Raw genomic sequence first — 13,311 nt, 5'->3', positions numbered from 1 at the left:
CTAATTTAAACTTAATTGTATTTTAACAAATTTCACTATACTTTACTCTATAACTTATATTTAGTGTTGAAAAATGAATGAAATCGGCGTATAATATTTTTCGTCATCAATTAGTTAGCCTTGCTAACTATTTTTGAGGGAGATAATTCAAAATGCTCACAAATGAATTTTTTAATAGTTTTATTGGTATTTATCGTCCTTATATTAAACGTACTCAATCTATATTAGATCAGTTTGGTCTACATACAGGTCAGTGGTTAGTGCTTAAAGATATTGCTACATATGACCAAACGACTTTAGTTCAAATATCTAAACGTCGTTTTATTGAAAAACCAACTGCGCGTAAAATTATTAAAGTACTATTTGAAAAAGATTTACTTTTGGTTACTCCAGGTACTGACAAACGTGAAAAGCTATTAAGTTTATCTGAAAAAGGACAGCAATTATTTGAGAACATTAATGCTTGTATTACACCTATTCAAGAAGATTTAATCCATCAATCTAATATATCTAATGATGATTTGGATCACGTCATAGCAATTATGAAAAAATTACATAACACATTATTGAAGGGGGATCCTCATGAATCAGACTAGTACTACTAAACAACCTATTTTTACTAAAAGTTTTACGATCAATTTTATGATTAACTTCTTTGTTTATTTGTGTATGTACTTATTATTAGTTATCATCGCTGATTATTCTAAAACATCCTATCATGTGTCGGACAGCTTATCTGGACTTGTTGTAGGACTATTTATTATCGGATCATTGATAGGACGTTTTGGAACGGGAAAGTATGTCAATCGTTTTGGTCCTAAAAAGATTTTAATTGCTGGTTTAATTTTTCTAATCATTACTCAGTTACTTTATTTTATCCCAGGATCGATAACCATCTTGATGTTAGTACGACTCCTAAATGGAATTGCTACAGCTATCGCAACGACAGCTACAGGTACAATTGCTGCACATGTTACCCCTGTAGAACGTAAAAGTGAAGGCATTAGCTTATTTTCACTAAGTCTTGTTCTTGGATCAGCCATTGGTCCTTTCTTTGGAATTTTATTATTGAAATCATTCTCAATTAATTTACTATTTCTTATCTGTCTTATACTAGGAATTGCAAGTTTAATTGTTTCAGTCTTTATTAAAATTGACTTTAATCCTACTAAAAATGCAATTGATAGAAAAGTAGCCCAAGCTTCTGGTTTCAACATTCATAATTTCATTGCTAAAGAAGCTGTACCAGTAGCAATTGTGATGATGATTATCGGGTTGAACTATGCTTCAATCCTAACATTCTTAAAATCTTTTGCTGAGCAACGTCATTTGTTAGAAGCATCTAGTTATTTCTTTATTTTCTATGCGGTCGCTTCATTAATCACTCGACCTATTGCTGGTAGGATGATTGATGCAAAAAATGAAAATGTTGTGGTTTATCCAGCATTTCTTGCCTTAATTATCACATTTGTTTTATTAGTATTTAGCTATAATGGTTGGGTATTATTACTTGCTGGCGTGTTCTTAGGTATTGGCTATGGAAATCTCTCTTCTTCTATGCAAGCCATTGCAATTAAAGTGTCACCTTCAAGTAAATATGGAATTGCAACTTCAACTTACTTTATTGGATTAGATATTGGTATTGGTTTTGGTCCATCGTTGCTTGGATTATTTACAGGTTCAATCACGTATACTCAAGTTTATTTCATTATGGCTATTGTAGCCGCTTTATGTACGGTACTTTATTTAATTGTTCATGGTAGAAAAGTGAATGGTAATACGTATTAATCTTTCATTTAATATATAAAAAGAAGCACCCCTATGATTCGTTATAGAATATTAGAGGTGCTCTTTTTATTTAATTAATTTGCAATACTAATAGCTTCAATTTCATTTTTCATTTTATCTAATACTTTTTGTTGCGACGCATTAAAGAAATAAAATACTTGTCGTTCATCTGTTTCAGAACGTAATTTAGAAATTAATTCTTTCTTGTAAATTTTGCGGATGATGACGTCAATTTTACTTGTATCCCATAACATTTCAAAATGTAATGTATCGCGTAACTCTTTTCCGCTAATTTTTTTACCTTCATACACTTTAAATAAAACAACAAATTCCTCAATAGAAATTTTATACGTCATTTTCAACCAATGCTTCAATTGACTAAGTTCTCTTTCCGCTTCAATAAAGCGAGTCACTTTATTATTCATAGTACATGCCTCCAAAGTTGATTCTAAGTTGTATAAATACATAATATAATAAAATTGCTTAATTTAATTATATAACATATGCACAATTTAATCTATTACAAATATTAATTTATATCTGTTTAGTGATTAATATAAATTACTTTGAAATTATTAAAATTAATTAAAAATACTATCAAATTAAAATACAGAAGTAAGTGATATCACATATGATTATCACTTGCTTCTGTATAGATTAACCACCAATATAATTCATATTAATTTTCTTTCGTTGTCGATTTCTTACTGTTTGTTCTGTTCGTTCATCTGAATAACGATCATCACGTGCTTGCCATAATGAAATGAGCGTGTCTTTTAATTTTTGATGTGTAGCACCACTACGCAATAATGATTTAATATCAAAACCATCAATCACACTAAATAAACATCCATAAAATTTCCCATCAGATGATAATCTTGCTCTTGTACAAGTAGAACAAAATGAAGCTGAAACACTTGTGATTAGACCAAACTGTGCACCATTATCTTTATGTCTATAATATGTGGCAACTTCACCAAAATATTTAGGTGGAAGAGGTTCTATATCAAACTCTTCTTCAATAGTAGATAGCATTTCTTCTTTCGTAACAACTTTACTAAAATTCCAACCATTATCATTACCTACATCCATAAATTCAATGAATCTTATTTGAATATGTTTATCTTTAAAATATTCAATCATAGGTAGGATTTGATCATCATTAATTCCTTTTTGTATCACTACATTTACTTTTACATGAAATCCAATAGATATTGCATAATCAATTTGTTGCAAGATGGTAGAAGCTTTAATGTTACGGTTATTGATTGCTTGAAATACTTCATCATCAATTGCATCTAAACTTACATTAATTCTACGCAATCCTGCATCATACAACTTTTGACCATGTTTTTTTAAAAGTAAACCATTAGTGGTCATACCAATATCTTCAATACCTTCAATATGATTAAGTTTTTCAATTAATTTATATAAATCACGTCGTAATAAAGGTTCTCCACCAGTAATTCTTAATTTTTTCACGCCTAATTCAGCATAAACTTTGGCAATTGTTGTAATTTCATCAAATGTAAGTAATTCCTCTTTAGGTAAAAAAACAAAATCATCACCAAATATTTCTTTTGGCATACAATAATCACATCTGAAATTACAACGATCTGTTACAGAAATTCGTAGATCTCTTATAGGACGTCCTAATTTATCTTTAATTTGGATCGTCATTAACGTGTCCCCCTTTAATCATTAATCTGATGAAGTAAAGTATTCAAATCATCTTGATAATTAATATTTTTAGACCAATTTTTTAAAGGCTGAACCTCTTTAGTATCTAGAAAACATGTTATCACATTTTTATATACATGCTGTAAACTATAATCATTAGAATTGAGTGCTTTTTCAATATTCGAAATGACTCCTCGACTATAAAAAGCAATGGTCGGTATAGGTTTATCATCGTCTGAATAAGCTATAATATCGGCTTGATGTTCCATACGCTGTGAAATTGTAAATTGATATAGTTGACTTATTGCTTCTTTAGTAATCATAGGAGTATCTACAGAGACCACAAAAAATAATTCTTCATTATTATAATGTTTCATAACTGTGTAGATTCCTGATAACGGGCCTTTATCTGCATGTGTTTCTTCATCTACCATAATATGTTTATACTCAAATTCATTCTTAAGTTGTTTGTTTGTACTTATAATAATATCGTCAAATAAATTCGTTTCTGTTAATGTGTTAATAATTCGTTTATAGAACATTTCCCCGTGAATACAAGCAAATGCTTTAGGACTACCAAAACGTTTAGAGTGTCCCCCAGCTAGAATAATTGCTTTCATATTTAACCACCACTAACTGGAGGTATTAACGCAACAACATCATCTTGCTTTACAATATCATTAAGTTGAACAAATTCTTCATTTACAGCTACTTGAAATTTTTTATCACGAATGGATGGGTGACGTTCAAATAATAATTCTTTAAACGTTTCTACTGTAATATCTTCTATTAAATCAATGTCTTCTGAATTCATTTCTAATATTTCTTTTATTTCTGCAAAATATAATACTCTCATTTAAGCCTCTCCTTTAGTTGCTTGACTATAATCTCCTCTTTGATGTCCTTGCCATTCTGCACCGTCTTCCCAAATTTCTTTTTTCCAAATTGGCACAACTTCTTTAATTCTTTCAATCGCATACTCATTTGCACGATAGGCATCTTTACGATGTGGCGAAGAGACAGCAATCAATACTGCAATATCAGAGATTTGTAGGGGACCAATACGATGTACAATCGTTGTTATCGTTCCTGGCCAACGCTGTGTAATTTCTTCTCCAATTTGTTTTAGTTTTTTTTGAGCCATTGGAACATAAGCTTCATACTCAAGATATTCTGTTTTCACCCCTTTAGTCCATTCGCGAACATGACCTGTAAATACAACAACAGCTCCTTGATGTTCATTTAAAGTAAATGTTCTATATTGTTCGGGCTCAATTGGATTCGTCACGATTTCAAATTGTTTCATTTTTATGTTCATCCTTTCGTTTCATCCATTTTAGTAACCATTGCTCATAGTTTTTTAAAGCATTCTCATTATTATAATTATAAAAATATTGAACATGTGTAAGAAGTCTCAGTTCTTCTAATTCTTCTTGGGTTTTATATACCACTATTTTGTCATAATCCTCATTTTTAAACCCTTCAACTAAAATAACGTCATAACTAATAGTTACACTTTCTTTTATCAGTTGTTCAAGCGACGGCTGATTTCTACGTGTTACTGTTTGTTGATAAGCAGATCCTTGAACAATACTCTGATCTGCACCAGCTTCAAAATGTTTCATATGATCCACATTAGATGATTGAAGTGTAATATCATCTTTTTCATGTCCGTGATGTTTAATCGTCACAATGTGATAGCCTTGAGATTTTAAAAATGTAATAGATTGTTGTAACAACGTTGTTTTACCCGAATCTTTAAAACCAACTATTTGTAAAATCATAATGATAGTTCCTCTTCGAAAACATTCGATTCAGTTAAAATAACATCTACCGTATGGCCGGCTTTAAATCCTCTTGTACCCCCTGGCAACATAATCATTGCATTACTATGTGCTATTGCTACCACAGCACCCGATTTATTAAATCCGGATGGAACCACAGTCGCACAATTATGAGTAAAAGATGCAGTTGCTCGAATAAATCTTGTAAATGGATTGGCTTTCGCAAAATCTTCCATTAATGTTGCTTTCACAACTTGAGGGTAAACTGCTTTGGCTTGCATCATATGTTGCACTGCTGGTTTAACAAATAATTCAAAACCAGTAAAACAAGCCGATGGATTCCCTGATAAACCAAATAAATACGTCTTATTTGCAACTGCCACAGTTGTCACACTTCCAGGACGCATCGCAATTTTATTAAATAACACTTCTGCTTGAATTGCTTTGTATATCTTTGGTAAAAAGTCATAATCTCCTACCGAAACGCCTCCAGTAGTAATGACAATATCATGATCTTTCATTGCTTTAGTGATGACTTGAATACTACTTTCTAAGTCATCTTGTTGTATACTATAAGGCTCTATCGTTAATCTCATTTTATCAGCTAACGCTTGTATCATCGGACCATTAGAATTTCTAATTTTTCCTGGTTGTAATTCTTCGTCTACATTCAATAATTCGCTTCCAGTAGCAATAACTGCAATACTTGGTTTTAAAAATACAGGCACTTCTGTATAACCATAGGTCGCTAGTACTGCAATAGCTCCAGGATTAATGACTTGTCCTTTTTTTAAAACGATATCTCCTGTTTTAGTTTCTTCTCCTTTTAGCGACACATTTTCATTCTCTTCAAAAGGTTTTCTAATCGTAAATGTATCTCCATTTTCCACAGTTTGTTCAAACATCACTACTGCATCTGCACCCTCAGGAATTTGAGCGCCTGTCATAATACGAACTGCTTCATTTTCTCCAACTGTTTTATGAGATACTGTGCCTGCACCAATATGATCTATCACTTTAAACGTTTTACGATTTTTTGAAAAGGCACCAGCCGAATCTTCACTTCTTATAGCAAAACCATCATACGGCGATTTATTGAAACGTGGTATATCATAAGTTGCTACAATGTCTTCTGCTAAGACATATCCTAAACTGTCCTCTAATGATATATTATTTTGTTGAGTATATATATCTTGTTTTACAATACGTTCAATTGCTTCTTTAATAGGTATTGGTTTTCTTTTTTCAACTACCATTTTATCAACTCCAATTACACGATAAATTCATGCTATACTATTTTATAAACTCAGTAAGATAATGATGTACTCATTAAAAATAAATGTTTATAACTTTATTTATATGTTATGATTTTTTAGATATTTCTATAGGAGGCTATTTATGTCAAATTTTACACATATCAATCATCAAGGTAATGCAAAAATGGTTGATGTTTCTAATAAAAGTATTACAAAACGTATCGCTAAAGCGCATTCAAGCATCACAGTGAATGAGACGATTTACCGTCAAATTATAGACAATACAAATAAAAAGGGTAATGTACTTAATACTGCTCAAATTGCAGGTATAATGGCTGCTAAAAATACATCGACTATTATTCCTATGTGTCATCCATTGCCCTTAACTGGAATAGATATTGAATTCTCTTGGAATCAAGCAAACACACCACGCCACTATCAATTAAGCATTACTGCTACGGTTTCTACTACAGGTAAGACTGGTGTTGAAATGGAAGCTTTAACAGCTGCTTCAGTTACAGCTCTCACAGTATATGATATGACAAAAGCAGCTGATAAAGGAATGATCATTGGTGACACATACCTTGAATCAAAATCTGGAGGTAAATCTGGAGATTATCACCGTCAATTAGATTAATCTTTATGATTTTCTTCTATTATGATAGTCATAAGCAGCATTTTCAATTAGGGAAACCTATGATTTACAATGCTTTTTATGACTATTTTATTTATGGAGTTCATAAACCATATGATTTAATTCCGGAATAATGAGTTTAGTCATTGCTAACTTTACTGCCCCAGTTGATCCCGGCAACGTAAAGATTAATTTACTCATAACTGTTCCCGCTAATGCTCTTGAGAGAAGCGCTTTTGTTCCTACATCTTCCGTATAACTTAAATATCTAAAAAGTTCGCCGAATCCTTCAATTTCTTTATCTAAAAGTGGTTTTACAGCTTCTATAGTCACATCACGTTGTGCTATACCAGTGCCTCCAGTCGTTATAATGACATCAATATCTGATGCTAACCATTCGTCAATTTGAGATTGGATGTCTTCCTTGTCATCTTTAATGATATGATAGTGTTCTTCTGTCACTTCTATATTCAGTTCTTTCAAACACTTTTGAACTAATTGACCGCCTTTATCTGTTTCTTTATTTCGTGTATCAGAAATTGTTAACACTGCACATTGAATTATTTTTTTAACTTCTTTGTTATCATGCTGATGCATCATCATTCTCTCCTTATCCAAATAGTTGATTGATTAAATGTATTGCTTCAGATTTCTTAGTTGTACCATGAATCAACATTCGCCCACCCTCAAAATATACAATTCTATGTTTTTTAAATTCAAATACTAACATATATTGGTTTTCATGGTAACGAATATCGAGTGCTGTAAGAAAATCAACTAATACTTTTTTTGTAATGTCTTTATTTTCATATTGAACTGTATCTCTACCACACAAAGTTGCATATGAAGTCGAATGAGCATATAAATATGGAAAGCTAGCATTCTTACCACAAGTTGGGCAATCATCACGACGCATTTTACTATAACCAAAAGAACAATGTGTATTCTCCCAAATATCTCCATATGTCAGCTTTGTGGGAATCTGTTTACCAATCAATATCTTTAAAGCATCCCGTAATTGAAAACTTGTGGTCATCGTTACGGCTGGCTGAATCACACCGACAGTATCACATGTCAGATTTATAACTGGTAACTGAGGCATTAAACAATTAAAGCAAGGGGTTTGACCTGGAATAAATGCAGTTTCTACATAGGTACTTTGAACTACTCCACCATAAATCCAAGGAATGCGATATCTATAGGAAAAATCATTGATTAATTGTCTTGTTTCAAAATTATCCGTTGCATCAATAATCAAATCTACACTCGTTGCATATTGCTCTAAAAATTGAGCATCTACATGTTCAATATAAATATTCATTTTTATATCAGAACGAATATGTCTTAAGTGATCTTGTGCAGCAACCACTTTTGGCAACATACGATCTGCATCACTTTCTGTAAACAATGTCTGTCTTTGTAAATTACTATATTCAATATAGTCTCTATCCACAATAGTCAACTCTTGAATACCAGCACGAACAAGTCCTTCAGCTACATGGGTACCCAAAGCGCCCATTCCAACAATCAATACATGTTTCTGATTAATGGTTTGTTGTCCATGTTCTCCAATATCTTTAAATAAAATTTGTCTTGAATAACGTTCTTGAGTCATTATTTGAAACCTCTCTCAACATTCTCTCTTCTTTTTATTATAACGAAATAGGAGTAGGACAGAAATCTAAAACGTTCTAAACTTCGATATCCTACTCCTATTTATTTAATTTGAATAATTTCATCTGCTAATACTTCTGCTTCATAATTAGAGTGCGTTACAAAAATAATAGGTATACACCATTCCTCATAAATTTGCTTAACTAGATGGATGCCTTCATCTCTAGAAATATCATCTAAACTTGAAAAAGGTTCATCAAGTAAAATTAAATTGGGTTTCGTGCTTAAAGTTCGCGCGAGTGCTACACGTTGGGCTTCCCCACCAGACAGTGTCGGCGGAAATTGATTTATTAAATGGCTAATATTTAAACGTTGAATAAGCTCATCAATATGTTTAGACTGTTTAGTCATAAATGTAATATTCTGAAGAACCGTCATGTTAGGAAAAAGTTGATAATCTTGAAATAAATAGCCAATTTGGCGTTGTTGAATCTTTACATTAATATGGTTTTCAGTATCTACTAATAGATGATTATCAATATTGATATAAGCCTCATCTGGTTGTCTTAATCCCGCAATGATATTTAATATTGTCGTTTTTCCAATACCGGAGGGACCTTGTATTGCATATATTTTAGCTTTTGTATCTTCAATGTTAATATGAATCAACGTTTGCTTTAACTGATGTTGTAATTTAACTTGTAACATCTAGTCTACCTCCTGAACTTTATCACGATTCGCAAAATTCAACATACTAATGACTGTAATAGAAAATGCAACGAGTACAAGTACCCATAACCATGCCTGATTCTCTTTTCCTTGTTCTACTAAAAAATAGATTTCAAGTGGCAGAGTATTGGTTTTATTTGGAATATATCCTGCAACCATCAATGTTGCACCAAATTCTCCAATAGCTCTCGCAAAACTCATCATAATACCCGCAATAATTGAGCGTTTAGATAATGGTAGAATTAAACGATAGAAGATTTTACGTTCACTTGCTCCCATTGTTCGTGCAGTATTTAACATTTTAGGATTAATACTTCGAAATCCTTGAATAGTATGTTGGTACATCAGTGGAAAACTAACAATGACAGATGCAATTACTGCACCTGTCATTGTAAATACTACGGGTAAGTGAAGTACATTTTGAAAGAATTGGCCCACAAATGTTCTAGGTGAAAAAACAATAATAAGTATAAACCCTAGTACTGTCGGTGGTAAAACAATAGGTAATAATATTAAGCTTTCAAGAAATTGAGTTGCATGCCCTTTTCTTTTATATAACGTTCTACAAATAAAAATTCCTAATATAGAGACAATTATCGTACTGATAAATCCTACTTTAATAGAAATCCATAGAGGTGTTAAATCAGGCATATGTCATCCCCCTATACTTTAAAGTGATATTCTTTTAAAATATCTTTCGCTTTTTTAGATTTTAAAAATTCTATCCATTCTTTAGCAAATTTGTTATTTGATGTTGCTCCCGCTTCATAAGTGATAGGTCTTTTCAAATCCGCTTTTTTAATCTCATTTACTTTATCTGTTCTTTCATTATTCGTATATAAATCGGTCTCATATACAAATCCCATTTGAGCATTACCTTTTTCAACGTAATTTAATACTTGTTTAACGTCTTTGGCATATACAATTTTATCTTTTACATCACTATATAAATGTTGATCATCTAAATATTGTTTCGCATATTTACCTGCTGGTACAGTTTTCACTTCACCAATAGCTAATTTTTCGTTGTCTTTTAAATCTTTTACTGAAGCTTGATCACTGTTTTTATCACCAATCAATACCAACTGATTATGTGCGTATTTATATGTATTATGAGCTTGATTATGTTTTTTCAACATATCTACATCTTTCGTATTTGCAGACATAAAGACATCAGTTGGCGCACCTTTTTCAATTTGTTGTCTTACTGCCCCTGATCCACCATAATTAAATGTTACATTTACATTTTTATGTGTTTTTTCAAACTCTTTCTTTAATGCTTTACTTACATCACTTAAACTTGCTGCTGCTGAAACTTTCAATTCAGTTTTAGGATTATCACTATTATTTGACTTTGAAGATTGCTTGCTATTGTCATTATCTTTTGAATTTGAACAACCTGCTATAATGATAATGAAAGTCCCTAACACCGCTAATAATCGTTTTACAGTCATTTATTTTTATGCCCCCTATTCAATCAAATATTATACGCTTTTTATATCTTTTGAACAGTTTTACCGTATTTTATATTTATTTCTAAATTTTAAAATATAAAGTTTTATATAATCATTCAATATTGAAATACTTTTTGTGAATATAATGATACAGTATAAAGTAGTTATAACCAAAGGGGAGACATTCATGGATAAAGATGCCGTTCAAAATCAACCAATTATTAGGTATGAAGATGAGCAACTCATCGAAACTGAAGACAGCTATGTAACCGAATTTCCATTAACGATTATGGTAAATGGAAAAGAATTTGCTACAGTAATCTGCAGTCCGACACATTTAGAAGAGTTAGTCATAGGATTTTTAGCATCTGAAGGAGCCATTTATAAAAAAGAAGAAATTAAACATTTACAAATTGATGATAGTAAAGGGTTTGCTCATGTAGAATTAACTAAGTCATTAAGCGACCGTTTTGAGTATTCTACAAAGCGCATGGTTGCTTCATGTTGTGGAAAAAGTCGAGAATTTTATTTTCAAAATGATGCAGCAATTGCTAAAACGTCTATGTCTAATATCATTCTCACTCCAAGACAAATTTTAAATATGATGACAGGTTTACAAAGTGCAAGTACCTTATTTAAACAAACAGGTGGCTTGCATAACGCAGCAATTAGTGATGGTGAGGCATTTTTTGAACATCGTCAAGATATAGGTAGACATAATGCCTTAGATAAACTTTACGGTTTTTGTCTTACTCATCAAATTCCTGTTAGAAATAAAGTACTTATTTTTAGTGGACGCATATCATCTGAAATTTTACTAAAAGCAGCTAAAATCGGTGTCGGTGTTATATTATCGAAATCTGCACCTACCACATTGGCAATAACACTGGCACATGACTTAAATATTACTGCTATTGGTTTTATTAGAGGTGATTCTTTTAACATTTATAGTCATCCAGAACGTATAAAAGGAGTGAAATAGAATTTATTATAAATTCATTTTTCACTCCCTACTTTTATTTATATCGCATCTTCTTTAACTATCTGATATTGAAAGCTTTGAAAAATATAGCCTTGCTTTATATACATGTCTTTTGCTGTATCATCGCCATCTGCCACTAATATGACTGGTCGAGAACCGGCTAAATGGCCTACATAGGACTGCATCGTAGTACCTATTCCTTTATGACGATAGTCTTCTAAAACGCCGAACCCATCAATTTCAACAGTTTCATCTGTAACTATAACATCCAAAATCCCCACAGGTTTATGAAGATAATATGCAACTATACGAGTGACGTCATCTATTTGATTTAATATTGCTTCTCTCGTTCGTTCTTCACTTTCTTTAACAAACGCTTCGCCATACGGTTTTGAAAATTCATTGTAAACACTTAGATAATCTTCCATATTAAATGAAGTTACAGGTTCAATATCTACCTGAATATTGCTCTCAAATTGTTTTAATGTAGCACTGTCTATCGCATACAATTCAAGTAGTTTTAATTGAAATCCTTCATTGCGTATCGCTTCTAACCATGTAGAATGAAGTAATTGGTTTTCTGGAAATGTAAAAGATAAATGAGAAGAATGTTGTTTTTTATGCAAAATTCGTTGTTTCTCCATATCTGCATACCACTGATTAATTGAAGGTAACGTTTTGTACTGCCACTTATTCATGTGATATGTAATTGGATCAGAAGGTGTTAAATATATAATATTCAACTCATTTTCTAAGTATATTTTTCCATTTTCTTTAATCTGCTTCATTGTTATGTGTGTCATAGCAACCATCACCTTACTATGTATATTTTGTACTATTATATCAAATTCTTAAAACGTGAATGGTTAAGTAATGTTGTACCAATCAAGCTTGCAATAATCGCTTTAATGATATCTCCTGGAACAAATGTAAATGACAATAAGAATGCTTTACTTATAGGCATATGTATAATGAACCCCATAATGATTGTTCCTACAATATCTAATAATAAAACACCAAATACAAGCATACCAATAAATAATGTAAAGAAATTAATATGATTTTTAAAACGATCTCTTACTAAACCTATAAGATATGCCACTACTGGATATAAGAATAAAAATCCTGCTGAAGGACCTGCAAACACACCTATTCCGCCACGTCCACCTGATAATAATGGTAAACCTGTGGCTGCTAATAATAAGAAGATAATAACACTGAGTGCGCCATATTTACGTCCTAATATAACTCCTGCTAAAAAGATACCTATATTTTGTAATACAATTGGTACAGGCATAAATGGTAATGGTATTCCGGGTACTAGGCCTAAAATACAAATAACCGCTGTCATTAAAGCTGTATATACTAAATTTTTTGTACTCATTTGATT

At 31.6% G+C, this 13,311-nt stretch carries 18 protein-coding genes; 4 read left to right on the top strand and 14 right to left on the bottom strand.

Annotated elements, in window-relative coordinates:
* The first annotated feature begins 152 nt into the window (after positions 1-152).
* Both NSU06_RS02955 and NSU06_RS02950 read left to right on the top strand, forming a co-directional pair.
* Entirely contained in the window at positions 153-596 is a 444-nt protein-coding gene (locus NSU06_RS02955; protein ID WP_048682439.1) for a MarR family winged helix-turn-helix transcriptional regulator, read from the top strand.
* Complete coding sequence (locus tag NSU06_RS02950; RefSeq protein ID WP_048762095.1) at positions 583-1,788, top strand: MFS transporter; 1,206 nt, start codon at positions 583-585, stop codon at positions 1,786-1,788. Before NSU06_RS02955 ends, NSU06_RS02950 begins: the two co-directional genes overlap by 14 nt.
* A gap of 74 nt (positions 1,789-1,862) precedes the next feature.
* On the opposite strand, the gene NSU06_RS02945 is transcribed toward NSU06_RS02950, so the two are convergent.
* The 7 genes from NSU06_RS02945 to NSU06_RS02915 form a co-directional block, all read right to left on the bottom strand.
* Positions 1,863-2,213, bottom strand: coding sequence for a SarA family transcriptional regulator (locus NSU06_RS02945; RefSeq protein WP_017174859.1), 351 nt, complete (start codon positions 2,211-2,213; stop codon positions 1,863-1,865).
* 232 nt (positions 2,214-2,445) lie between these two features.
* Complete coding sequence (gene moaA / locus NSU06_RS02940; RefSeq protein ID WP_017174860.1) at positions 2,446-3,468, bottom strand: GTP 3',8-cyclase MoaA; 1,023 nt, start codon at positions 3,466-3,468, stop codon at positions 2,446-2,448.
* Between the two features lie 14 nt (positions 3,469-3,482).
* Positions 3,483-4,088: a molybdenum cofactor guanylyltransferase MobA gene (gene mobA, locus NSU06_RS02935; RefSeq protein ID WP_017174861.1), complete on the bottom strand. Its 606-nt coding sequence runs from the start codon at positions 4,086-4,088 to the stop codon at positions 3,483-3,485.
* A 2-nt stretch (positions 4,089-4,090) separates the two neighbouring features.
* Complete coding sequence (gene moaD, locus NSU06_RS02930; RefSeq protein ID WP_017174862.1) at positions 4,091-4,324, bottom strand: molybdopterin converting factor subunit 1; 234 nt, start codon at positions 4,322-4,324, stop codon at positions 4,091-4,093.
* Positions 4,325-4,774 (bottom strand): molybdenum cofactor biosynthesis protein MoaE, encoded by a 450-nt coding sequence (locus tag NSU06_RS02925; RefSeq protein ID WP_048762097.1) that lies wholly within the window; start codon positions 4,772-4,774, stop codon positions 4,325-4,327.
* Positions 4,761-5,252: a molybdopterin-guanine dinucleotide biosynthesis protein B gene (gene mobB / locus NSU06_RS02920; RefSeq protein ID WP_017174864.1), complete on the bottom strand. Its 492-nt coding sequence runs from the start codon at positions 5,250-5,252 to the stop codon at positions 4,761-4,763. The genes NSU06_RS02925 and mobB overlap by 14 nt, the downstream gene beginning before the upstream one ends.
* Positions 5,249-6,508: a molybdopterin molybdotransferase MoeA gene (locus NSU06_RS02915; RefSeq protein WP_017174865.1), complete on the bottom strand. Its 1,260-nt coding sequence runs from the start codon at positions 6,506-6,508 to the stop codon at positions 5,249-5,251. Before NSU06_RS02915 ends, mobB begins: the two co-directional genes overlap by 4 nt.
* A gap of 142 nt (positions 6,509-6,650) precedes the next feature.
* Between NSU06_RS02915 and moaC the strand changes: the two genes are divergently transcribed.
* The gene (gene moaC / locus NSU06_RS02910) at positions 6,651-7,145 is read left to right on the top strand and encodes a cyclic pyranopterin monophosphate synthase MoaC (protein WP_017174866.1); all 495 of its coding nucleotides are present in this window, start codon (positions 6,651-6,653) and stop codon (positions 7,143-7,145) included.
* Between the two features lie 87 nt (positions 7,146-7,232).
* On the opposite strand, the gene NSU06_RS02905 is transcribed toward moaC, so the two are convergent.
* From NSU06_RS02905 to modA, 5 genes are all read right to left on the bottom strand, one after another.
* Entirely contained in the window at positions 7,233-7,739 is a 507-nt protein-coding gene (locus NSU06_RS02905; protein ID WP_340779316.1) for a MogA/MoaB family molybdenum cofactor biosynthesis protein, read from the bottom strand.
* Between the two features lie 13 nt (positions 7,740-7,752).
* Positions 7,753-8,757 carry a ThiF family adenylyltransferase gene (locus tag NSU06_RS02900; RefSeq protein WP_017174868.1) on the bottom strand — a complete coding sequence of 335 codons (1,005 nt, stop codon included), beginning with the start codon at positions 8,755-8,757 and terminating at the stop codon, positions 7,753-7,755.
* A 101-nt stretch (positions 8,758-8,858) separates the two neighbouring features.
* Entirely contained in the window at positions 8,859-9,464 is a 606-nt protein-coding gene (locus NSU06_RS02895) for an ATP-binding cassette domain-containing protein (RefSeq protein WP_150885427.1), read from the bottom strand.
* A complete protein-coding gene (gene modB, locus NSU06_RS02890) occupies positions 9,465-10,136 on the bottom strand; it encodes a molybdate ABC transporter permease subunit (RefSeq protein WP_017174870.1) in 672 nt (223 codons plus the stop codon).
* A gap of 11 nt (positions 10,137-10,147) precedes the next feature.
* Positions 10,148-10,939, bottom strand: coding sequence for a molybdate ABC transporter substrate-binding protein (gene modA / locus NSU06_RS02885; RefSeq protein ID WP_167805738.1), 792 nt, complete (start codon positions 10,937-10,939; stop codon positions 10,148-10,150).
* A gap of 187 nt (positions 10,940-11,126) precedes the next feature.
* Here modA and fdhD point away from each other — a divergent pair, with 187 nt between their 5' ends.
* On the top strand, positions 11,127-11,921 hold the full coding sequence (fdhD, locus tag NSU06_RS02880) for a formate dehydrogenase accessory sulfurtransferase FdhD (protein WP_017174872.1): 795 nt from the start codon (positions 11,127-11,129) through the stop codon (positions 11,919-11,921).
* Positions 11,922-11,959: 38 nt separating this feature from the next.
* Here fdhD and NSU06_RS02875 read toward each other — a convergent pair whose 3' ends face one another.
* Both NSU06_RS02875 and NSU06_RS02870 read right to left on the bottom strand, forming a co-directional pair.
* Positions 11,960-12,724 (bottom strand): GNAT family N-acetyltransferase, encoded by a 765-nt coding sequence (locus NSU06_RS02875; RefSeq protein WP_017174873.1) that lies wholly within the window; start codon positions 12,722-12,724, stop codon positions 11,960-11,962.
* Between the two features lie 35 nt (positions 12,725-12,759).
* A complete protein-coding gene (locus NSU06_RS02870) occupies positions 12,760-13,305 on the bottom strand; it encodes a biotin transporter BioY (RefSeq protein WP_017174874.1) in 546 nt (181 codons plus the stop codon).
* Between the last annotated feature and the right edge of the window lie 6 nt (positions 13,306-13,311).

It is taken from the genome of Staphylococcus sp. FSL W8-1270, assembly GCF_038007165.1.
In the GTDB taxonomy this organism is placed as follows: Bacteria; Bacillota; Bacilli; order Staphylococcales; family Staphylococcaceae; genus Staphylococcus; species Staphylococcus hominis.
Note: the sequence above shows the minus strand (reverse complement) of the source record. Positions and strands in the feature narration are given on the sequence as shown.